Source organism: Bradyrhizobium sp. USDA 327, from assembly GCF_041262065.1.
GTDB lineage: Bacteria > Pseudomonadota > Alphaproteobacteria > Rhizobiales > Xanthobacteraceae > Bradyrhizobium > Bradyrhizobium liaoningense.
The window spans coordinates 4,053,570-4,074,071 of the sequence record NZ_JBGCCW010000001.1 but is presented as its reverse complement, the minus strand read 5'-3'; the positions used below and the strand labels follow the sequence as shown (position 1 = coordinate 4,074,071).

22 protein-coding genes are annotated in these 20,502 nt (G+C 64.5%); 10 read left to right on the top strand and 12 right to left on the bottom strand.

Features of this window, described 5'->3' with window-relative positions:
- Positions 1–27 precede the first annotated feature (27 nt).
- Positions 28–1,164: a hypothetical protein gene (locus ABIA42_RS19050; RefSeq protein WP_370122371.1), complete on the top strand. Its 1,137-nt coding sequence runs from the start codon at positions 28–30 to the stop codon at positions 1,162–1,164.
- Positions 1,165–1,280: 116 nt separating this feature from the next.
- A complete protein-coding gene (locus tag ABIA42_RS19045; RefSeq protein WP_370122374.1) occupies positions 1,281–2,036 on the top strand; it encodes an alpha/beta fold hydrolase in 756 nt (251 codons plus the stop codon).
- Between the two features lie 93 nt (positions 2,037–2,129).
- On the opposite strand, the gene ABIA42_RS19040 is transcribed toward ABIA42_RS19045, so the two are convergent.
- The gene (locus ABIA42_RS19040) at positions 2,130–3,065 is read right to left on the bottom strand and encodes a LysR family transcriptional regulator (RefSeq protein ID WP_271532728.1); all 936 of its coding nucleotides are present in this window, start codon (positions 3,063–3,065) and stop codon (positions 2,130–2,132) included.
- Between the two features lie 108 nt (positions 3,066–3,173).
- Here ABIA42_RS19040 and ABIA42_RS19035 point away from each other — a divergent pair, with 108 nt between their 5' ends.
- Positions 3,174–3,587 (top strand): hypothetical protein, encoded by a 414-nt coding sequence (locus tag ABIA42_RS19035; protein ID WP_370122377.1) that lies wholly within the window; start codon positions 3,174–3,176, stop codon positions 3,585–3,587.
- 240 nt (positions 3,588–3,827) lie between these two features.
- On the opposite strand, the gene ABIA42_RS19030 is transcribed toward ABIA42_RS19035, so the two are convergent.
- The 3 genes from ABIA42_RS19030 to ABIA42_RS19020 form a co-directional block, all read right to left on the bottom strand.
- The gene (locus ABIA42_RS19030) at positions 3,828–4,865 is read right to left on the bottom strand and encodes a cytochrome-c peroxidase (RefSeq protein ID WP_370122380.1); all 1,038 of its coding nucleotides are present in this window, start codon (positions 4,863–4,865) and stop codon (positions 3,828–3,830) included.
- A 100-nt stretch (positions 4,866–4,965) separates the two neighbouring features.
- Positions 4,966–5,685, bottom strand: a complete 720-nt coding sequence (locus ABIA42_RS19025) for a cytochrome b/b6 domain-containing protein (RefSeq protein ID WP_370157196.1) — start codon at positions 5,683–5,685, stop codon at positions 4,966–4,968.
- A 328-nt stretch (positions 5,686–6,013) separates the two neighbouring features.
- Complete coding sequence (locus ABIA42_RS19020; RefSeq protein ID WP_370122386.1) at positions 6,014–7,450, bottom strand: hypothetical protein; 1,437 nt, start codon at positions 7,448–7,450, stop codon at positions 6,014–6,016.
- A gap of 279 nt (positions 7,451–7,729) precedes the next feature.
- Here ABIA42_RS19020 and cysE point away from each other — a divergent pair, with 279 nt between their 5' ends.
- Positions 7,730–8,554 (top strand): serine O-acetyltransferase, encoded by an 825-nt coding sequence (cysE, locus tag ABIA42_RS19015; protein ID WP_028180886.1) that lies wholly within the window; start codon positions 7,730–7,732, stop codon positions 8,552–8,554.
- 134 nt (positions 8,555–8,688) lie between these two features.
- Entirely contained in the window at positions 8,689–8,907 is a 219-nt protein-coding gene (locus ABIA42_RS19010) for a DUF3126 family protein (protein WP_007602550.1), read from the top strand.
- Positions 8,908–8,933: 26 nt separating this feature from the next.
- On the opposite strand, the gene ABIA42_RS19005 is transcribed toward ABIA42_RS19010, so the two are convergent.
- The 3 genes from ABIA42_RS19005 to ABIA42_RS18995 are packed head-to-tail and all read right to left on the bottom strand — an operon-like array spanning position 8,934 to position 12,681.
- Positions 8,934–10,250 carry an FAD-dependent oxidoreductase gene (locus tag ABIA42_RS19005; protein WP_370122389.1) on the bottom strand — a complete coding sequence of 439 codons (1,317 nt, stop codon included), beginning with the start codon at positions 10,248–10,250 and terminating at the stop codon, positions 8,934–8,936.
- A complete protein-coding gene (locus tag ABIA42_RS19000) occupies positions 10,247–10,552 on the bottom strand; it encodes a 4Fe-4S dicluster domain-containing protein (protein WP_319330481.1) in 306 nt (101 codons plus the stop codon). Before ABIA42_RS19000 ends, ABIA42_RS19005 begins: the two co-directional genes overlap by 4 nt.
- Before the next feature lie 2 nt (positions 10,553–10,554).
- Positions 10,555–12,681, bottom strand: coding sequence for a molybdopterin-dependent oxidoreductase (locus ABIA42_RS18995; protein ID WP_370122393.1), 2,127 nt, complete (start codon positions 12,679–12,681; stop codon positions 10,555–10,557).
- A 195-nt stretch (positions 12,682–12,876) separates the two neighbouring features.
- Between ABIA42_RS18995 and ABIA42_RS18990 the strand changes: the two genes are divergently transcribed.
- A complete protein-coding gene (locus tag ABIA42_RS18990; protein WP_370122396.1) occupies positions 12,877–13,776 on the top strand; it encodes a helix-turn-helix domain-containing protein in 900 nt (299 codons plus the stop codon).
- 224 nt (positions 13,777–14,000) lie between these two features.
- Here the strand turns inward: ABIA42_RS18990 and ABIA42_RS18985 are convergent, their stop codons facing one another.
- A complete protein-coding gene (locus ABIA42_RS18985; protein ID WP_370122399.1) occupies positions 14,001–14,708 on the bottom strand; it encodes a hypothetical protein in 708 nt (235 codons plus the stop codon).
- 221 nt (positions 14,709–14,929) lie between these two features.
- Here ABIA42_RS18985 and ABIA42_RS18980 point away from each other — a divergent pair, with 221 nt between their 5' ends.
- The 4 genes from ABIA42_RS18980 to ABIA42_RS18965 all read left to right on the top strand — a co-directional run bounded on the left by ABIA42_RS18980 (position 14,930) and on the right by ABIA42_RS18965 (position 16,876).
- A complete protein-coding gene (locus ABIA42_RS18980) occupies positions 14,930–15,259 on the top strand; it encodes a hypothetical protein (protein ID WP_370122402.1) in 330 nt (109 codons plus the stop codon).
- Between the two features lie 79 nt (positions 15,260–15,338).
- Entirely contained in the window at positions 15,339–15,869 is a 531-nt protein-coding gene (locus tag ABIA42_RS18975) for a gamma carbonic anhydrase family protein (RefSeq protein ID WP_370122405.1), read from the top strand.
- Between the two features lie 169 nt (positions 15,870–16,038).
- Positions 16,039–16,377 (top strand): hypothetical protein, encoded by a 339-nt coding sequence (locus ABIA42_RS18970; RefSeq protein WP_370122408.1) that lies wholly within the window; start codon positions 16,039–16,041, stop codon positions 16,375–16,377.
- Positions 16,378–16,480: 103 nt separating this feature from the next.
- On the top strand, positions 16,481–16,876 hold the full coding sequence (locus ABIA42_RS18965; protein ID WP_370122411.1) for a hypothetical protein: 396 nt from the start codon (positions 16,481–16,483) through the stop codon (positions 16,874–16,876).
- A 180-nt stretch (positions 16,877–17,056) separates the two neighbouring features.
- On the opposite strand, the gene ABIA42_RS18960 is transcribed toward ABIA42_RS18965, so the two are convergent.
- The 4 genes from ABIA42_RS18960 to ABIA42_RS18945 form a co-directional block, all read right to left on the bottom strand.
- Positions 17,057–17,551 carry a hypothetical protein gene (locus tag ABIA42_RS18960; protein WP_271532700.1) on the bottom strand — a complete coding sequence of 165 codons (495 nt, stop codon included), beginning with the start codon at positions 17,549–17,551 and terminating at the stop codon, positions 17,057–17,059.
- A gap of 363 nt (positions 17,552–17,914) precedes the next feature.
- The gene (locus tag ABIA42_RS18955; RefSeq protein ID WP_370124039.1) at positions 17,915–18,646 is read right to left on the bottom strand and encodes an aspartate/glutamate racemase family protein; all 732 of its coding nucleotides are present in this window, start codon (positions 18,644–18,646) and stop codon (positions 17,915–17,917) included.
- A 20-nt stretch (positions 18,647–18,666) separates the two neighbouring features.
- Positions 18,667–19,545, bottom strand: coding sequence for an ABC transporter permease (locus ABIA42_RS18950; protein ID WP_035676823.1), 879 nt, complete (start codon positions 19,543–19,545; stop codon positions 18,667–18,669).
- Positions 19,546–19,548: 3 nt separating this feature from the next.
- Entirely contained in the window at positions 19,549–20,502 is a 954-nt protein-coding gene (locus ABIA42_RS18945) for an ABC transporter permease (protein ID WP_370122416.1), read from the bottom strand.

Sequence of the window (20,502 nt, the reverse complement as noted above, 5' to 3'; positions counted from 1 at the left end):
CCGAAGGGACCATCCAGGCTTTTCCGCATGAAGTGGTTGCGAATCAGCACAGCGTTGACCGGTATCGCGGCGTGCGGCTTCATGCTCGTGCAGGTCGCGCCGCATGCCCGTGAGGCCGGCGCCATCCTGGCTGCCCAGGATGATCCTTCCGCGCTGTCGGAGCTGAAGCTCGATGCGCTGCTGCGGCAGAACGACCGGCTGGTTCAGGACAATATCGAGGCCGCGCTCGCCGCTGATGATACCGATCTCGCCGATAGTTTCGTTGCGCTGGCGCGCGATCGCAACATCGCGCTCCCCGACGACCTCCTGAACCGTGTCGGCGACGCCGTCAAAGCGGAGAACTCCACCTTGCATTTCGCAAAGCGGTTCGCCACCGGTCTCGTCACCGGCAACGCGGACGACGTCGCGAGCCTGTCGGGAACGGTGGCCGGCGATCTGTTCGTGATCGGCGACGTCAGGGACGTGGTGCGCGAGGGCAAGCACCTTGCCATGGGCGAGGACACCGACCGCCTCGTGCTCGGGCTTGCGGCTGCCGGCCTTGCGGTGACGGCGGCAACCTACGTGTCCGTCGGCGGTGCCGCGCCGGTGCGCGCCGGACTGACGCTGGTGAAGGATGCGCGCAAGGTCGGACGGCTCGGCGAGGGGCTTGCCGCGTGGGCCGGCCGGTCGGCGCGCGAGGTCGTCGACACGCCGATGCTCCGGAACGCGGTGGTATCAGGCTCGGTGCTGCGGCCGGGCCAGACCGTGAGCGCGATCAAGGCCGCGTTCCGGGCCGAGAAGGCCGGTGCGCTGGTCCGGCTCGGCAAGGACGTCACGCGCGTCGCCGAAAAGACCGGCACGCGCGGGGCGATGGACACCTTGCGCATGGCCGAGGGTCCCAAGGACGTCGCGCGCGCGGCGCGGCTTGCGGAAGCGCAGGGCGGCAAGACGCGTGCGATCATGAAGCTCCTGGGCCGGGGCGCGCTGCTGCTCATCGGCGGCGCTTTCGATCTGGCGCTCGCGCTGTTCGGCGCGACACTGACGCTGTTCGGCCTTTTGTCCTCCATCAAGGCGACGACCGAGCGTCTCACCCAGGCCTGGTGCGATCGCAGGCGGGCGCGGCGGCTTCGCCGGGCGCAGATCGCAGCCGAGGCCGCTCTGGCCAGCGCGGGCACCACGGCCTGAAGTGCGACGCGCTTCAGGCTATTGTTTGAGCATGATGTTGCCGGAAAACCGCTGCACACTTTTCCGGATCATGCTCTAAGATCGACCTATCCCCACAAGACCCCACGGAACTGATGATGCCGAGCTTTCACAACGGCGCCGTTGAAATTGCCTATCTCGACGAAGGCGAGGGCGATCCGATCATGCTGGTGCACGGCTTTGCCTCCAGCAAGAACGTGAACTGGGTCTATCCGACCTGGGTTTCGGAGCTGCGCAAGAACGGCCGCCGCGTGATCGCGCTCGACAATCGCGGCCACGGCGAAAGCGCGAAGCTGTACGAGCCCGAACAGTATTCGATCCCGACCATGGCCGGCGACGTGGTCGCGCTGATGGATCATCTCGCCATCCCGCAGGCCGACATCATGGGCTATTCGATGGGCGGACGGATGGCGGCGTGGCTCTCCCTCAACGAGCCGCAGCGCCTGCGCTCGGCGATCCTCGGCGGCATCGGCATCGGCGGCCTGATCGAGGGCAGCGGCCCCGGCGAGAACGTCGCCAGGGCGCTGGAAGCGCCGGCGCTCGAGGACGTCACCGATCCCGTCGGCCGCACGTTCCGCGCGTTTGCCGATCAGACGCGCTCCGACCGCCGTGCGCTCGCCGCCTGCCTGCGCGGCACGCGCGATCTCATGACGAAGGACGAGGCTGCGCGCATCGACGTGCCCGTGCTGATCGCGGTCGGCAGCGCCGACGACGTCGCCGGCTCGGCCAGCGCGCTCGGCGCGATCATCCCCCGTTCTGAAGTGCTCGATATTCCCAATCGCGACCACATGCGTGCGGTCGGCGACAAGGTCTACAAGACCGGCGTGCTCGATTTCCTCTCCCGCCGCGGCTGAGTCGGCAAAGGGCCAAGAGGGGTCTTCGCCTACTAATCCCTAGGGCCTGGAGCTCAGTTGCTTGGCGCCTAAATTTCGGTGACGGCCGATGCTTCACACCGCCTTGTCGCTGAACGCGGCGGGAAGCGTGCTGAGGAATGACATGACGCGCTGTGTGCGCAGCGGCGGGCGGCGGCCCGAGGTGCGCAGCATCCATAGGGGTTCCCCAGGCGCGCGCCAGGGCGCAAGCACTTCGACCAGCCGGCCGGTGCGAAGGTCTTCGTTGACGAGCCACGCTGGCCCCCAGCCGATCCCAAACCCATTCGCGATCAAAGCGAGCGAAGCGTGCGCGTCGTCGCAAATGTGCTTGGGCTTGGGCGTGACGCGAATGGGTCCTTTGCCGCGCGGGTCGGCGAAGCGCCAGGTCAGGATCTGACCGCTCGCGGGATTGCGGAAGCCGACGTGGTCGTGCGCGGAAAGCTCGTATGGAGTCGCCGGCGCGCCGCGCGCGTCCAGATAGGCAGGCGAGGCGCAAGCGATCCAGGAGAACGTGCAAAGCCGCCGCGCCTGATGGCCGGGCGCGCGGTCGAGGGGCCCCGAGCGGATCGCGACGTCGACGCCTTCCGCCGCGAGATCGAGAATCTCGTTGCGGAATTTGACCTCGATCTCGATTTCCGGTCGCTCCCGCAGGAACGCGGGCAGTCGCGGCAGGATGCAGGCGCGCGCGAACGAGGCGGGGGCGGTCACGCGCACCCGTCCGCCATCGTCGCGAGCGACTTCGCCGAGCGCAGATTGGACACGGGCGAGACTTTCGACCAACGCGCGTCCCGCCGTCATCAGCCTGTCGCCCTCTTCGGTCAGCGCCAACGAATGGGTGGAGCGATGCAAAAGCCGCAAGCCGTGAGCCTTTTCGAAGCGGGCGACCGCCTTGGACATCGCCGAGGTGGTCGTCCCCGCCCGCCGCGCGGCTTCGGCGAAGGAGCCCGCCTCGACGACGCGGACGAAGGCGAGGAGACGCGAGAGGTCGGGAGGCAAAGTCGTTGTGGACATGCAGTCAACATATTCATGGCTATGCGGTCACTACAAGAGCCATTCCCGAATGGCTAAACAGGGAGCGTCAGCGCGCATTCTGCGGCGCTGGAAACCGCGGGAAGTCCCATGAACCTCATCGAAATCACCCTGCAAGCCCTTGACGCCGCCGAGCGGGCGATTCCACCCGGCCAGCCGGTTTATATGCTCAATCTGCTGCGCTACCGGACGCATGCGCGTTACGAGGACGGATTCGACGCCGCGCCCTGCTCGGGCCGCGAAGCCCTTCATGAACGCTACAGGCCGGCATTCCGGAGTCTTGCGGCCGGTAAGCCGCTCGTGCGGATGTTTTCCGGCCCGGTCCTGACGAGCCTCGTCGGCTCGCCAGGCGAACGCTGGGACGAAGCGGCGATCAATGAATACGGCGATTTCGCCACCTTCCGCTCGATCGTCGACACCGAGATTTACCGGCGCGAAGCCGCCCCGCATCGGCACGCGGCGCTCGAGGATTTCCGGCTGTTCGCGCTCGCCAAGGCGATGTGAACGCGTTGAGGCGAGGGCCTGCGCATTCGCCTTAGCGGAGCTTTAGCTTCAGTGATCCGGGATTTGTCTTCGAGCGCTTGCTGGCATGCTCCATTGCGGTGACCGTGCACAAAGTTGGCCCTGGCCAGCGCTCCGGATAGGCGCCGTGCGGAGATTAGTGCACTGGCACCGTAATTCACGGGAGCCGGGCTTCGTGAAATCGCCCTGAGGAATAGAGCGGGGAAGAACCGATAACCCCGATCACGGCTGCGGTCGGGGCGTGCTCACCACGCTTGGCGGAAGGATGGGGTACGTCACCTTCGGTTGTTCACCGGTCAAGCTGTCGAGGAAGGTGGTGATCTTGTTAATTTCATCGTCCGTCAGCTGAGTGCCTAACTGACTGGTTCCCATCACCGCGACCGCCTGGCGTAGATCCCAGGCTTTCCCGGTGTGGAAATAAGGCGCCGTCAGAGCGACGTTCCGGAGCGTTGGAACCTTGAAGACGTACTCATCACTCGGAATTTTGCTGACCAGGAAACGGCCCTTATCGGCGGGTGGCAGGAACTCGGCACCCGGCTTCTCAACCACGCCGAACGGGGCGTACATGCCGCCGCCGACGTTGATGCCGTTGTGGCAGGCCGAGCATCCCTTATCCATGAAGACCGCTAGGCCCGCTTTCTGCGTCGGCGAAAGCGCGTCCTGCTCGCCCCTCAGGAAGCGGTCGAACGGCCCGTTTGGCGTGATCAGCGTCGCCTCGAATACGGCGATGGCCTTTTGCGCATTGGCAAGCGTGATGGGGTCCGACTCGCCCGGGAAAGCCTTGGCGAATAGGTCGCCATAGCCCGGAATGCCTTTCAGCTGCTCGGCCACATGCGTCGTTGGCGACGCCATCTCGACCGGGTTGGCCATTGGCCCGCCGGCCTGCTGTTCGAGGTCTTTGGCCCGGCCGTCCCAAAACTGCACTTTGTTGAATACCGCATTCAAGACCGTGGGAGCATTGCGCCCGCCACGCTGCCAGCGATGGCCGATTGAGGTGGGTTCGGCGTCAGCACCGCCGAGCCCGATGCTATGACATGAGCTGCAACTGATGGCATGACTCGCGGAGAGCCGGGGGTCGAAGTACAGCATCTTGCCGAGTTCGACCTTACCGGGGGTCGCCACGTTACCCGGCAGATCTGGCGGAGCAGTCGGGATCGGCTCGAACTGCTGCTTCGCCTTCGCCAGCAGATCGTCCTGTGCCAGAGCGGAGGATGCAAAGAGGCAACTGACGGATAGCAATGCGACGGCGTATTTGATCATGGCGAGTCCTCATCTACTGGCGTTGGGCCTTCCTGCCGGACAGACGGGCGGCGCGAACGGGCATAATTCAAATACCCAAAGCGCCGGACTTCCTTCGAGCTTAAACGTCTTGCGGTGGGCGGTTGAGAATCTTTCGGCCAGTAAACATCGCCGACGTGATGCTTCCACCCTCGTGAATTTCGGTCACGATCACCGCTATCAGATGCAGCAGGATGACGCCCGCGAGCGCATAGAACGCATAAAGATGGATCGTCACGACGGGGCCTCGAAAGGCACGCATGGCCTTGTAGGCGGTTTGATCCAACGTCTCCGCGGCGAGGGGCGAGACCATTGCCGGATCAATCCCGGCTGCGGCGACCCAACTGGCGAACCATCTTCCGAATGGCGGCCAGAATAGATCGGTGCCCGCCAGGATCACACCGGTCGCGGCTTGCAGCACGAGCAGCAGCAGGAGAACTGCGATTGCGAGGCGTGCCGCGGGATTATGCCCGACATATTCTTGCGGCTCTCCGCTAAGAAAGGCACTGCCGTAAGCGCGCAGCTTGCCCCAAAAGCTGGAACCATAAGGCAGGATTGCGCTCCATCTGGCATAGCGGTTGCCGAAGAATGCCCAAACGAAGCGCCAGATCAAATTCAGCCCTATGACGTAGCCGAGCACGACATGGATTTCTTTGAGCAGGATCTTGCCGTTGGCGGCGAGCCCCAGCGCGTCGTCGTTCAGCAGGATGACTCCAACGATCATCAGACCGAGCGCGGTGAGCGCGTTGATCCAATGGAACCACCGCGTCGGGGCATTCCCATACGTCGTAGGCGTGAAGATGCTCGGTTGACGTGGGGAGCTGCGGCATCAGCGGACACCTGCCTCAATAAGAATGCGGCACGACTGTTTGCGGGCCGCCGCTATAACCGTGCGGCCTCCTTCGCTGCCATTGCGAAGGCAGAAAAATAACATCACAGAAATCGGCGAGCGCCGTGATGCAGATCAATGGGTCACTAATGTTCCAACCGGGACATTGCTCCCACCCTCTTGTCCGCTTCGGGTCACGAGCAGACGTGCAAGCCGGCCGCTCGAGAGCGCTTGGTGTCCGCCAAGGGCTGTTATCGGACTCTGGTGCTTTGCCGATGCGGAGAGGCTGTTGAACGCCAAGTCAGTTCTGGGTGCTTCTTTTCGATGAATGCGCTCGCTGCTCGGACGAAACCAAGCACGATGATGCTTCATCCCAATCTCGTCGCGCTTTGGCCTCGTCGCCAAAGCGGCGCGTCGCGGCGATCAGCACCACGAAGGTGGCGACCCACACCATCCGCGCGCCGTAGCGGTCGTGCGGGCCGGAGATCACGCCGCAGATGAAGGCGTTGCCGAGCAAGGCCAGCGTCACCGTCGCGGCCAGCAGCGTCAGGTCGTCCAGCCGGCGGCTTGCGAGAGCGTGGCCGAGCAGCGCGACCAGCCCCAGCATCGAGGCCAGCGCGACGGGGACGTGCAGCCAGTTGACGTAAGCGAAATCGATGTCCCAGTGCTGCTGCCGCGCCGCCCGCATCGGCGCGACTTGCGCGGGGATGTAGCGCTCGATGATGCCGTAGGTGTGCGGGATCCAGCCATTGGTGCCTTCGCCGGTCGCCACATGCAGCAATTGCTGTCCCATCGCGCGCAACGCCGCGCCGGCTTGCCAGGCCGGATAGTCCGCAAGCGAATGCACGACGATGTAGCTCATCTCCTCGTTGAGCCCATCGAAGCGGCCGAGCGTGTTGAACATGCTCTTGCCCCACAGGAATTCGTCGGCGCTCGCCGGCAGCTCGTTGCGATAGGGGCAGAGCTTGTAACGTTCGCGGGGGCAATGGTCGTTGAGATAGCGCGCAACGATGCCGTCCTGCATCATGCGGCCGAAGGCGACGCCGTAGCCGCCGGGCGTCCAGGCCAGCTTGCCGGACAGCGCGTAGTTTGCCGACACCAGCATCAGGCTGCCCGCAACGATGGTGAGGCTCGCCTGCGTCAATCCGGCGAGCGGAAGCCGGTTGCCCAGCAGCGGCCGTGCCATCCAGCCCGCGACGCAAAGTCCGAGCAGCACGCCGAGCGTGGCGCTGTGGGTTGCGGCAGCAAAGGCGGTGAAGGCGAACAGCGCAATCTTCTCGAGCGCCGAGGTGCGGCTTGCGCCGACCACCAGGAGGAACAGCGATAATACCGACAGTCCTGCAAAGATGTCGGTGAGCAGCAGGCTTGCAAGCCAGGGCAGGGCGGTCGACAGGATCAGGCAGAGGCTGATCGCGACGAAGCGGAAGGTCTGCATCAATCCGAGCACACGCAGGCAGAGCTGCAGCAGCCACAGCGTCGCGAGCGACTGGACGGCGAGGTTGATCCAGAAGCCAAAACTCTCGCCATAGTGCAGATAGAGGCCGAACACCGTGGAGCGGCTGGGGACGAGATAGCCCTCGTACCAGCGCGCCAGATAGCCGCCGGTATCCCATTGCAACAGCGGATAGCCGTTCCAGAACGCCGGCGCGATCAGCAGGAGGGGCAGGGCCGCCGCCGCGAGCCGCAGCCACAACGAGCCCGCGGCGCGTGCGCGCAATTGATCGGTGGTGATGGTCAAATCGGTTCCGTGCCCCTCGTTCGGACCTCGCCTGCAATAGCGGCTCGGAGCGAATTCACCAATAGTTTGATGCCGCCCCGCTTGAATTTGGCAGAACTCTGACCACTTTGAGCCGGCCTTGCCGCTTGGGGGCGTCAGAAGAAATGCTTGTGTTTCAAAGCCTTGGCGTACCCCCGCGGGGCAAGGGGCTGTTCACTCTCAGGCAAGCCCGTCAGGACTTTGTCGCCTAGACTGTGCTATACAGCCGGTAAAAGAGGCCAATTCGAGAGAGCAAATCGCATGGCAGTGCATCAGGTCAATCCGGGAGGAAAGCTCGCATCGCTCGATCCGATCTGGGACCGGATCCGGGGCGAGGCGGAGGACATTGTCCACCGCGAGCCCGAGCTTGCGACCTTCATCTATTCGACGGTGCTGCACCACAGCCGCCTCGAAGACTCCGTGGTCCATCGCGTCGCCGACCGGCTCGATCACTCCGCGCTGTCGGGCGATCTGGTGCGCCAGACCTTTGACGAGGCGCTGCGCGACGATCCCGATCTCGGCAACGCCTTCCGCGCCGATCTCGTCGCCGTCTACGATCGCGATCCCGCGACGTCGCGCTTCATCGATCCCTTGCTCTACTTCAAGGGCTTCCACGCCATCCAGACCCATCGCCTCGCGCACTGGCTCTATCTGAAGGGCCGCAAGGACTTTGCGTATTATCTGCAGAGCCGCGCTTCCGCGGTGTTCCAGACCGACATCAATCCCGCCGCACGCATCGGCCGCGGCATCTTCCTCGACCACGCCACCGGTTTCGTCTGCGGCGAGACCGCGGTGATCGAGGACGACGTCTCGATCCTGCATGGCGTCACCCTCGGCGGCACCGGCAAGGAGAACGAGGACCGTCATCCGAAGATCCGCCATGGCGTGCTGATCGGCGCCGGCGCGAAGATCCTGGGCAACATCGAGATCGGTCATTGCGCCCGCATCGCTGCCGGCTCGGTCGTGGTCAAGCCGGTGCCGCACAACGTCACGGTCGCAGGCGTGCCCGCCAAGATCGTCGGCGAAGCCGGCTGCGCCGAGCCGTCGCGCACCATGGATCAGATGATCAACGCCATGGGGCTTTGAGACGGACTTTGATGTTGCGAAGGGCCGGATTCTCCGGCCCTTGTCGTCCCCAAATTCTTTGGCAATTCATGCTGGCGGTTCGTCGCGTCTCGTCCTAAAACCCCGCCACGTTAGATTTCGATTGGAGACTTGCCGTGGACGTCAAGGAAGTAAGGAAGCTCGACGCGTATCTGAAGCGCGTATTCGGCAATCCCAAGATCCGCGTCGTGCCGCGGCCGAAGAAGGACGATTCCGCCGAAGTCTATATCGGCGAGGAGTTCATCGGCGTGCTCTTCGTCGACGACGAGGACGACGATCGCTCGTTCCAGTTCCAGATGGCGATCCTCGAGGACGATCTCGTCGATCAGGAGTAGAGCAGGCGCCCTGCAGTGCCTCGGAGTCACGCATCCATCGCTCCGAGCATGTCGGGAATGCTGACAAACTTCTCCCGGGGCTTGCCGATCACGGCTCCCCTGCGCCTCTCGGCCGCGTCGATCGTGCGCCAATCCAAATAGCTCACGATGCGTGCGACGCGGCCGGTCAGGCGCGCAAGCAGTGCGTCAGGCGTATCCGAGCGCGGCCGTCGATGGGTGATATCCGCCAGGACGGCCTCTGCGGTGGCAATCCCGCAGCCGCGATTGGTGCCGATCGTGCCGTTCGGCCCGCGCTTGCTCCATCCGCAGACATAGAGGCCCTCGATCACCGAACCATCGACCGCGACACGTCCGTCGACGTTCGCATGCACGCCGCGATGCGCGTCATAGGGAACCCCAGCCACCGGCGTGGTCTTCCGGCCGACGCTGCTGAGCGAGAGGCCGCATGCGATGTCCTCGATAGCGCCCGATTCCTGCTTGAACGCGATGGCCTCCAGGCGGCCTCGTCCTCGGAGCGCGACGGGTGACAGACGAAATCGAAAAACGCAGCGCCGCGGCTTCGTCACGGCGGCCTGCGAGAACGCGCGCAGCAACGACAATTTTTCGGTCAGCTCCGGATCGTCGGGAGATCGCGGCTCGAATTCATCGGAGCTGACGTTGCTCATGTCGACGCATGTGTCGCATGTGCTAAGTTCGAGAAAGTCACGCAATTCCTTTGCGGTGAATCTGGCCTGCGCCGGTCCGCCGCGGCCGACGACGTGGATTTCGCGGATCCGGCTCTCAGCCAGCACGTCGAGCGCGTGGCGAGCGATGTCGGTCCGGCGCAGCTCGTCCGCGGTCTTGCCGAGGATGCGCGCCACGTCGAGAGCGACGTTGCCATGGCCGATGACGATCGCGGTCTCATGATGAAGATCGAACCGCAGATCCGCAAACTGCGGATGTCCGTTGTACCACGCGACGAAATCGCCCGCCGTGTGGCTGCCCGGAAGTGCTTCGCCCGGGATGTCGAGCGCCCGGCTCAATTCCGCGCCCGTTGCCAGCACAACGGCGTCATAGGCCTCGCGCAGCTCGTCGATCGTGAGGTCGTTTCCGATCGTGACGCCGCCGATGAAGCGAAACCCGGGCATGGCGGCGATCCGGTCGAAGGCCGTTGTGACCTGCTTGAGCTTCGGGTGGTCGGGGGCCACGCCGAACCGCACCAGCCCGTACGGCACGGGGAGCCGTTCGAACATGTCGACCGTCACGGGTACGCCCGAGCGCAACAGGGCCTCGGTGGTGTAGAAGCCGCTCGGTCCGCTGCCGACGACGGCGATGCGGTGTTCCTTTGCAGAGGCCCCCGTCATCGGCCCAGCGCCTGCCTGCGTTCATCGGCCCCTGGCAGGGCCGGCAGGCGCGCACTGATGACGGGAGTCTCGGCCGCGCGCTTGCGGTTGACGTCGATCCAGTACTTCTTGTCCGCGGCGAGGCGATAGTCGGGCTCGATCGCGCCGACCGGGCAAGCCGGCGCGCAGCCACCGCAATCGATGCAGTTTTCCGGATCGATGTAGGTCATGGCGTCGTCGACGTGGAAACACTCCACGGGACAGACGGTCACGCATTCGGTGTATCGGCAGCCGCGGCAATTGTCGGTGACCACATATGTCATCGTCAGGCCCCGCTGACCTGAACGAGGATGTCCGAGAATGTTGGGGCACGGCCGAGGTCGGCGAAGGCGGGAGGCGTCAGCACGTGAACCGTGGCGCCCCGGCGATTGGACCGCTGCCAGTAGCCGGACGGGGCCACCACCACACCCGGCATGACGTCGGCCGAAACGGTCGCGAAGGCCTCGAACGCGCCACGGTCGTTGAACACGCGAATGGGCGCGCCCGCGACGATGCCGCGCTGTGCCGCATCGTCCGGATTGAGGAGCACCGCCTGTTCCTCGCCCGCCTGCGCGGTCTGCGCCGGCAGGTTGCCGTAGTTCGAATTCAGGAAGGCGTGGCTCTTCGGCGAGATCAGGCTGAGCGGATAGCGCGTTGCGAGCATGGGCGCGGTGCGCGGGTTCTCGTTCGGCGGGATGTAGTGGGGCAGAGGATCGACCGGCGCGGCGTCCTGATCGCCGTTGTAGCCCTGGCGGAACAGCGGCACCACGAAGTTGCCGCCGGCGGCGATGGTCGAGCTGAATTCGCACTTCCCCGATGCGGTCGGAAAATTGCCCTCGCGGTGCGGCGCCCAGTCGGCCGGCGCGGGCATGTTGAGGCGCGCATAGCCCTTGGCCTTGACGTCATCGAGCGTGATGCCTGCGAGCACCGGGCTGCTCCAGTCGAGGGAGGCCTCGATGATCTCGTCGTCGCTCCGGAAGAAGGAGGGGTCGGTGATGCCCATCGCGCGCGCGAGCCGGCGGAACAGCTCGGTGTTGGACACGGCTTCGCCGAGCGGCGCGATCGCCTGGTTGTTGTACGACAGATAGAGATGCCCCCAGGAGAACATGATGTCCTTCTGCTCGAGCTGCGTGGTCGCGGGCAGAACGATGTCGGCGTATTTGGCGGTGTCGGTCAGGAAGTGCTCGCTGACGACGGTGAAGAGATCCTCGCGTTCCAGTCCCTTTTCGAGCTTGCCCTGTTCGGTCACCATCGCCATCGGATTGGCGTTGTAGACGAACAGCGCCTTGATCGGCGGATCGAAGCCGAGCTCGCCCGTCAGCGCCGCTCCGAGGCGCCAGGAATTGAGCACGCGCATCTTCTCCGGCTGGAGATCGGGACGCATCAGCACGTCCCATCTGACCGGGAACGCCCAGATCGGGAGCTGGAGCAGCCCGCCGCCGACGTGCTTCCAGGCGCCGATCAGTCCCGGAAGACAGGCGATCGCGCGCACGGTCTGACCGCCGCCGGCATGCCGTTCGACCGCGACGCCAATGCGCACGACGGCCGGAGGTGTCGTTGCATATTCCCGCGCCAGCTTGACGATGTCGTCGACGGGAATGCCGGTTTCCTGCGAGGCGAATTCGGGTGTGTAGCTGGACGCCCGTTTGGCCAGCTCGTCGTAGCCCACGGTGTATTTGTCGATATAGTCGCGATCGACCAGATTCTCCTTGATGATGACGTGGATCATCGCGAGCGCCAGCGCGGCATCGGTGCCGGGACGGATCGGAATATGCCAGTCGGCGAGGCGCGCGGTGCGGGTGCGGACCGGATCGATCACCACGAGCTTGGCGCCGGCCTTTTTCGCCTGCTCGATGAACGGCCAGTGATGCGAGTTCGTGCTCAGCGTGTTGCAGGCCCACAGGATGATGTACTTCGAGTGCACGAAGCTCTCGGGATCGACGCCCGGCGTGTGCCCGATCGTCATCATGTACGCGGTGCAAGAGCCGGAATCGCAGAAGGTGCGCTCCAGAACCGTCGCGCCGAGCTTGTTGAAGAGGGGATCGCCGACGTTCAGCCCATTGATGATGCCCTGCGTGCCCAGATAGCTGTAGGGCAGGATGGCCTGCGCGCCGTCCTCGGCAATGACGGATGTCCAGCGCGCCGCGATGGTCTCCAGGGCTTCCTCCCAGGAGATCCGCTGGAACTGCCTGGTGCCCTTCGGTCCGACGCGTTTGAGCGGATACAGGACGCGCTTGTCACTGTAGACGCGCTCCTCGTAGTTGTTGACCTTGACGCAAAGCCGTCCACGCGTGAACGGATGATCGGGATTGCCGCGGACAGCGACGGCCTTGCCGTCCTCGACCGTGGTCAGAATCGAGCAGGTGTCCGGGCAATCGTGGGGGCATGCGCCGATGACCGTGGTCCTTGCCATGGATCTCTCCGCTTCCTGATTTGAGGCAATCCGAAGGATGCGGTCGCCGGGCCCGGCCTGGCTTTTCAAAACGTGCGGTGTTGTTGTCCCAGCCTGCTCTCGGCCGGTGGACGCCCGGGCCGGTCTCTGGCATGTTAATTGCTGGACCCGGCACTACCTTTACCCGCACATCGCGTTATCTGACGGAGAGACACGATGGGTATGCTCGGCAATTCTGTCGATAAATATGTTACCGGCAGAATGCTTCAGACCTCCAATGAGCGGCGATGGTCGCACCTGCTCGCGGAGCGGTGGAGCCATGATCCGGGCGATCTGCCGCCGCAATTGCCGCGCGACACCGAGATCGCGATCCTGCTGCGCGGCAACTCGGTCGTCGATCGGGAAGGTGCAGGCATGCGGCAGCGCACTTTCGGCAGAAGGGGCACCGTGTGGCTATGTCCGGCCGGCATCCGCGAGGACTTCATCCGCGTCGAGAACCAGATGCAGGAGTGCCTGCATATCTTTCTTCCCGGACACCCGTTCGACGACACAATGCTTCGGGATCTCGACATCGATCCGTCCGGAATGTCGATCCGCTACGAGAGCATCGACCACGACATCTTCATCGAGCACGTCGCGGACCGGATCCTCGGCGAGCTGGAACATGAGACCTCGACCGGCCGCCTCCTGGTCGAGAGCCTGGGGCGGGCCCTGTCGGCTCATCTGGTGCACAGCTATGCGGCCACCTCTGTCCGTCTGAAGCAATCCCATGCCGTCCAGAAGCCGCTCGATGCCAAGCGGCTGTCGCGCGTCACGGAGTTCATCGCGGCGTCCGTCGATCGCGATTTCACGGTGAAGGATCTGGCGTCGGTGGCGTGCATGAGCCCGGCGCATTTCTCCCGCAGCTTCAAGGCGGCGACCGGCGCGGCGCCGCATGAATATGTCAGCCGTCAGCGCCTCGACCTCGCCAGGAGCCTCTTGTCGACCAGCGATCGTCCGCTGGTCGACATTGCTTACGCCACGGGATTTTCGTCGCAGGCCAATTTCAACCGCGCCTTCCGCAAGGCGGTCGGGACGACGCCGAGCCTGTACCGGGCGCAGAAGGTTCGGGACTGAGGCCTCCCTCCGTCACGGGAGGGCGGACCTCGCCGCAAGAGCCATGTCTTGTCGAGAACGCGGAGCCGAGCGGTCGCCTCCGCGACCGTCACCCCATGCACGACGGGTCAGGATTGACTTCGAAAAATACGAATAAGCGCAACAACTTGGCTACTGTGCATGGGGTTGTTTTCGATGTTTTTGTTCAGGGAGGCTTCGATCTTGCTGCGGGCGAGCGGCCGAGCTCAGCTGTGCGGTCCGCGCAATTGCGCCGTCAGCCTGTCCATCGCCTCCGCCACGTCACGCCACTGCGACAGCCAACTGCGCGGAAAGCGGAAGGTGAGGTCGGCGCCGCCGACGCGGCGCTCTGAGAGGCACATGCCGGGTGTCGCCGCATCGCGGGTGCAGCGCGCGGTGAGCGCGGGGCTCGCAGCGGAATAGAGATCCTCGCTGCCGTAAGGCGTGTCGGTGCGGAACATCCGCATCGTCAGCCCGTCCACGGGCATGGTCGCGGCCTGATCGAGATAGCGCGGATAGATCGTGGCCGTCCGCTGCTCGGGCGAGAGCGCATCGTGATGGGCCGCGATCGACAGGAAGATGCGGTCGATCGATTGCACCGCCGCTTCCACCGTGTCGGCGGTGACGTGCTTCGGCGCGCCGGGCGGCTCCAGGGAGGGATAGAGGAAGTCGAGATCGATGCGCTCCTGCGGCCCCGAGTGCCGCTGGATCTTCATGCGGATCGCGGTCACCGGCAGGTTGAACAGCGTGCCGCCGATGCTCACTGGCAGCTTGTCCGGGGCGTTCGCGCCCCTGCTGCCCCAGGTCGGCCACAACAAATAGGCGACGAGCGCAACCGCGCATGCCGCGGCAGTGCCGGCGAGCACGATCGGGACGACATGCGCGCGGGTATGCGTGCGGGGGGACCTGAGGGGAGCTGCCGAAAACACCGTCATGAATTGCGCAAGTCGAGCCGGAAGTCGGCCGATGGCCGACGAATCAGCGGCGAATATGCCACGCGAGGGCGGTTTCGCGGAGCATTCCCGGCTGCGGGAGGCGGGGACGGCCCTGCGCGGGGCGGCCGGCCGCGTTAACCTTCCCTTAAGGATAATGTAGCGTTAACCGGCACTCTTTGTCACAGGTAGGCTCCGGCGTTGCGTAGATGCGGACTGCTCCGATGACACCTGAAGCTCTCAATACCTTCTTCTCGATCTGCATCGGTTTCGCGCTCGCTGGCGCGCTCGTGAACGGCTACCAGGCGCTCGCGCAACGGCCCGCCGGCTTCGGCCTGTTGCAGGATGGCGTGGCGCCGAAAACTTTCGCGGCGGTTGCGTTCCTGGTGTTCGCCGCGCCCTTCATCATCATGCGCAACACGCTGCGCGGCGTGCAGGTGGAAAGCCGCCGCGTGGAATTCGTGATGATGGCGACCGTCATCGCCGGCTTCTGGAGCATGATGAGCGGCACCTTCTTTCTGATGACGCTGCGCGCGGCCGGCATTCTGGTCTGACGCCGCGCTTTGAGCGGCCGGCCCTTTGCCTCCAGGCCGCCGTTTCGCTATGGCTGGGTCAACCCGACAGGAGACCTTGATGGCGATCTACGAGCTCGACGGGCAGGCGCCCGATCTTCCCGCCGACGGCGACTATTTCATCGCGGAGACCGCGACCGTGATCGGCCGCGTGCGCCTGAAGCCGGGTGCGAGCGTCTGGTTCGGCGCCGTGCTGCGCGGCGACAACGAGTGGATCGAGATCGGCGAGGGCGCCAACGTGCAGGACGGCTCGACTTGCCATACCGATCTCGGCTTTCCGCTTCACGTCGGCAGGAACTGCACGGTCGGCCACAATGTCATCCTGCATGGCTGCACCATCGAAGAGGGCGCCCTCGTCGGCATGGGCTCGATCGTGATGAACGGCGCCAGGGTCGGCCGCAACAGCATTGTCGGCGCCGGTTCCGTCATCCCCGAGGGCAAGGAATTTCCTGAACGTTCCCTCATCATCGGCTCGCCGGCGCGGGTGGTCCGCACGCTCGACGACGCCCAGGTGCAGCGAATGGGAGGCGCGGCCAAGTTCTATGTCGCCAACGGCCCGCGCTTCAAGAAGGGCCTGAAGCGGATCGGTTGACGCATCGCGATGCGGCTCGGAGTGGAGATCAGTTCCGCGGCTGCCCGCGAATGGGGCTCCAACGATGCAGACCGTGTATTGCGCGGCGAACGCGACAGCGTTGCGCCTGAGACGCCTGTACCGGAACCTGTCTTCACCGCGTCGGTTGACCGGTAAAGGAGGACTTCCGATGGCAAGCTCATCTGCAGGCGGTTCAATCAAGACTACGATCATGATCCTCGCACTCGCAGCGATGCCCGCCCTATCGTTCGCGCAAACGACCGGCGGGTCAGCCGGATCGAGCGGCGGCTCAGTGGGATCGACGGGAGGCTCGGTAGGATCGACCGGAGGCATTGCCAATTCGCCAGTTCCGCCGCCCGGTACCAACAGCCTGGGTACAGCTCAGTCATCCGGCCCCGGCTACGGAGTCACCACCGGCACCGGCGGAGGTGAGGCGGCTGATGCCACCGTGAACGCCGAGAACAAGCAGCTCGACAGGAAGATCAAGAGCATCTGCCGCGGCTGCTGACGCTCGCGCGGAAGTGAGACAGCGTGGCTGTCACGAGTTCCCAACTGACGTTAGCTTGGTCCTGCTTTGAAGCGTGGAGTGTGTCCACGCGGAGGATCGAGTGATGTTTCGCAAGATGATCGTGGCGGCGCTGACTGTGGCGGCGTTCGGACTATTGGCGCCGCAGGCGGCCGAGGCGCGCGGCGGCTTCGGACATGGTGGAGGCTTCCATGGCGGCGGCTTCCATGGTGGAGGCTTTCGTGGCGGTGGCTTCCATGGCGGAGGCTGGGGGCATCGCCCCTGGCGTGGCGGCGGCTTCTGGCCAGGTGTCGCAATCGGCGCGGGTTTCGTCGGTGCCGGCTACTACGGCGGCTATTACGGCTACGGTTATCCCTACTACGGGGATCCCTACTATTACGGCCCCGGCTACAACGACGGTTACGGCGGCTGCTATGTCGCGCGGAAGCGCGTCATGACGCCATCGGGATGGCGGTACCGTCGGGTCGACGTCTGCGAGTGAGACCGCAATAACCTGTTAAAGAACAAGGCCGTTGACGCAGTATACCGTCAACGACCTTGCCAGCCCCGGATATTGAAATCGGCTCACGCCATCCGGTAGCCGCCAACATCGCGCGGAATCCTACGGGCGAATGTGATCCAGTTCACAAGTGGCGAAAATAAAGTTCCCGCGGCTGTCGGCTCAGCTGCGCGACCGCTTGCGCGCGCTGGCCTGGACGCGGTGCCGCGCCGGTTTCCTGCGGGTAACCGACGGTGTCTCGACCTCGGTCGCCCGCGCACTGGCAAATGACTGCCGCAAGCCGTCGATGGATTCGTTCAGGGCGGTGACCTGCTCTGACAGGCGCTTGGTGTCGGCCTGTTGCGCGGCGAGCAGCCGCTTCATGGTCAGGAGCTGATCCTGCACCACCTGGAGCTGGTCGATCGATTCCTGCTGGGTCGCCTCCAGACCCTTGGTCTTCTCGACCAACTGCTCGGACGCCTGGGCCGCGCGGGCCTGGAGCTGCCGCGATGCAACCATGCGGTCGCTCTCAGGGGCGGCGCCGGTATAGGCACGCCAGATCGCGATTGAAGTCACGCCCGCGATCAGGAGCAGGAGGGCTGCAGCGGTCAGCGCAATGGGCTGGCCCCCAAGGCGAAGGAGGGAGGTGGACGGTGTGTCCCGGGCGAGATCGATCATCGCTGACAAAACCCAAATGGAAACTTGGTGAATGGCGAAGACCGGCAACCCAGAGGCCACCGGGGCGTCCCGAAAGCCTTAGGTTTCGGCAAGGAATAGGACCAAAAAGAGGCTGGTTGGGATTAATGGGACGGGCGGGTGCAAAAAGAGGTTCAATAACACCCTTTTTGCCGCTTTTTCGCGAGATTCGCTCAATCCGGTCGCAGGCGTCCCGAAGGACGCGTTGCTGATCCGGTCGTCGGGGCTGCGCTCGTCAGTGATTCCGCATCAGAATCGGTCGGCGAGGCCGACCGTCGCGGTGTGGGTGCAGGTCGGGCGCACTGACCCTGTGCTCATGCCGTCCATAGGTATCTGCTGCTGCGCCTACGGCTGAAACTGCGACAACAATCCATCATAGGGCTTCGATCTCGGCGCGGCATAGGGCCCGAGCCGGGAGGTCTTTAACCCCAGCCGCACCAGTGATTCCGCCAGCGTCACCGCAGCAGTGACGCCGTCGACCACGGGCAGGCCGTGCGTGGCGGCGAGTTCGGCGGCGAGGTCGGCCATGCCGGCACAGCCGAGCACGATGGCTTCGGCGCGGTCGTCGCGGATCGCGGCAGCGATCTCCGCCGAAATTTTGCCGAGCGCATCGGTGTTGCGCTCTTCCAGTGCCAGCACCGGCACTTCGGCCGCCCGGACGCGGGCGCAGCGCTCGGCGAGTCCGTATTTTCTCAGATTGTGCTCGATCGGCACGATGGACACACCGAGCGTCGTCACCACGGCGAAGCGCGCGGCGATCAGGCTCGCCATGTGGAAGCCTGCTTCGCCGATGCCGATCACCGGCGCCTTTGCGGCGGCGCGCGCAGCGTCGAGGCCGGTGTCGTCGAAGCAGGCGATGACGTGCGCGTTTGCACCGTCGCGGTCGGCTTCGCGGATGCAGCCGAGCATGCCGGGGACCGCGAAGGCTTCGTCGTAGAATCCCTCGATCGAGACCGGACCCATCGTCGGCTGACGCGCGTCGATCACCGTGCCGGGCAGGGCGACGCTGCGCGCCGCAGCGGCGATCTTCGCCGTCATCGACGCGGTGGTGTTGGGGTTGACGACGTGCAGCCGCATCGGATCAGACAAGTCCCTTGTCAGACGAGTCCCTTGCCGGCGTCCGAACCCTTGGCCGCCTGCCGCTTGTTGAGCACGTGGATGGTGCCGAGCGCAAGCGAGATCACGGTGAACGAGACCGCCGAGATCACGGTGCCGAGCGCATAGATGTCGGGGTTCGTCACGGTGGTGGTGAGTCCCTGCAGATCGAGCGGCAATGTATTCACCGCGCCGATGGCCTGGCTGGAGCGGGCGAGTTCGTCCCAGGACAGCGTGAAGCCGAACAGGCCGATGCCGATCACCGACGGCAGGATGATCGGGAGCACGACGTGACGGAAAGTCTGCCACGGTGTCGCGCCGAGATCGCGCGCGGCTTCCTCGAGGCGCGGGTCGAAACGGTTGAAGATCGCGAACATGATGAGCAGCCCGAACGGCAGCGTCCAGGTCAGGTGCGCGCCGAGCCCGGAGGTTAGCAGGCCCATCGAGGTTTCGAAATTCTCGTTCCAATGTGCCTTGATCAGATCGTCGATGATGCGGAATTCGAGCGAGATGCCGAGCGAGGTGATGATCGAGGGCACGATCAGGCTCGCGATCGCCGAATAGAACAGGATGCTTTGCGCCTTGAATTTGCGGCGGAACGCCATGCCTGCGGCGACCGACAGCACGACGGTGAGGACCATCACGACGAGGCCAAGCAGCAGCGAACGGCGGAAGGCCGCGCCGAGATCGACGATGCCGGTGCCTTGGAACAGTTTCGCGATCCAGAAGGTCGAGACGCCGTTCATCGGGAAGGTGAGGCCGCCCTGCGGCCCCTGGAACGACAGCACGTAGATCGCGATCATCGGGCCATAGAGGAACAGCACATAGGCCGCGAAGAAGATCGCGAGCACGTAGAAAGAGCGCGGGCGTCCTTCCGTCATGCTCTAGAGCTCCTTCTTGATGTCGACGATGCGCGACATCATGGTGATGATCAGGAAGGTGATGACGAGCAGGATCACCGCGTTCGCGGCGGCAGCCGGGAACTGCAGAGCATTCACCCGCGTCTCGATGATCTTGCCGGCGGCGGCGATCTGCTGGCCGCCCATCACGCCGATGGTGATGAAATCGCCCATCACGATGGTGATGACGAAGATCGAGCCGATCACGATGCCGGGCTTGGACAGCGGAATGATGACGTTGACGAGGGTCTGGAAGCCGGTGGCGCCGGCGTCATAGGCCGCCTCGATCAGCGACTTGTCGATGCGCACCATGGAATTGAAGATCGGCACCACCATGAAGAAGGTGAAGAGGTGCACCAGCGCCAGCACGACGGAGAACTCGGAGAACAGCAGCCATTCGATCGGATGGTTGATCAGGCCTGTCTTCATCAGGCCTGAGTTCACCAGGCCGTTGCGCCCGAGCAGCGGAATCCAGGCGATCATGCGGATCACGTTGGAGGTCCAGAACGGGATCGTGCACAGCAACGACAATCCCATCTGCCAGGTCTTGGACTTGACGTGGAAGGCGAGGAAATAGGCGACCCAGAAGCCGATGAACAGCGTGATGGCCCAGACCAGGAAGCACAGCTTCAGCGTCTTCAGATAGGTCTTGCCGATGGTGCAGAGATCGGGGAGCTGCGCGAGACAGCCCTCGAAAGTGTCGGTGTAGCCGCGGCCAGAGAAAGCCGGCAGCAGCTGGTATTCATTGTAGTCCCAGAACGATACGATGACGACGAAGAGGAGCGGAATGAGGAAGAAGGCGAGAAACACCAGCATCATCGGCCCGGCCTGGAGCCAGGAGATGAAGGACGGCGATAGGCGCGTCGGCTTTGCGGCGCGCGCTGTGCCCGACCCCGGGATCAAGCCCGGGGTTGCCTGTTGCAGAACTTCTTCCGACAT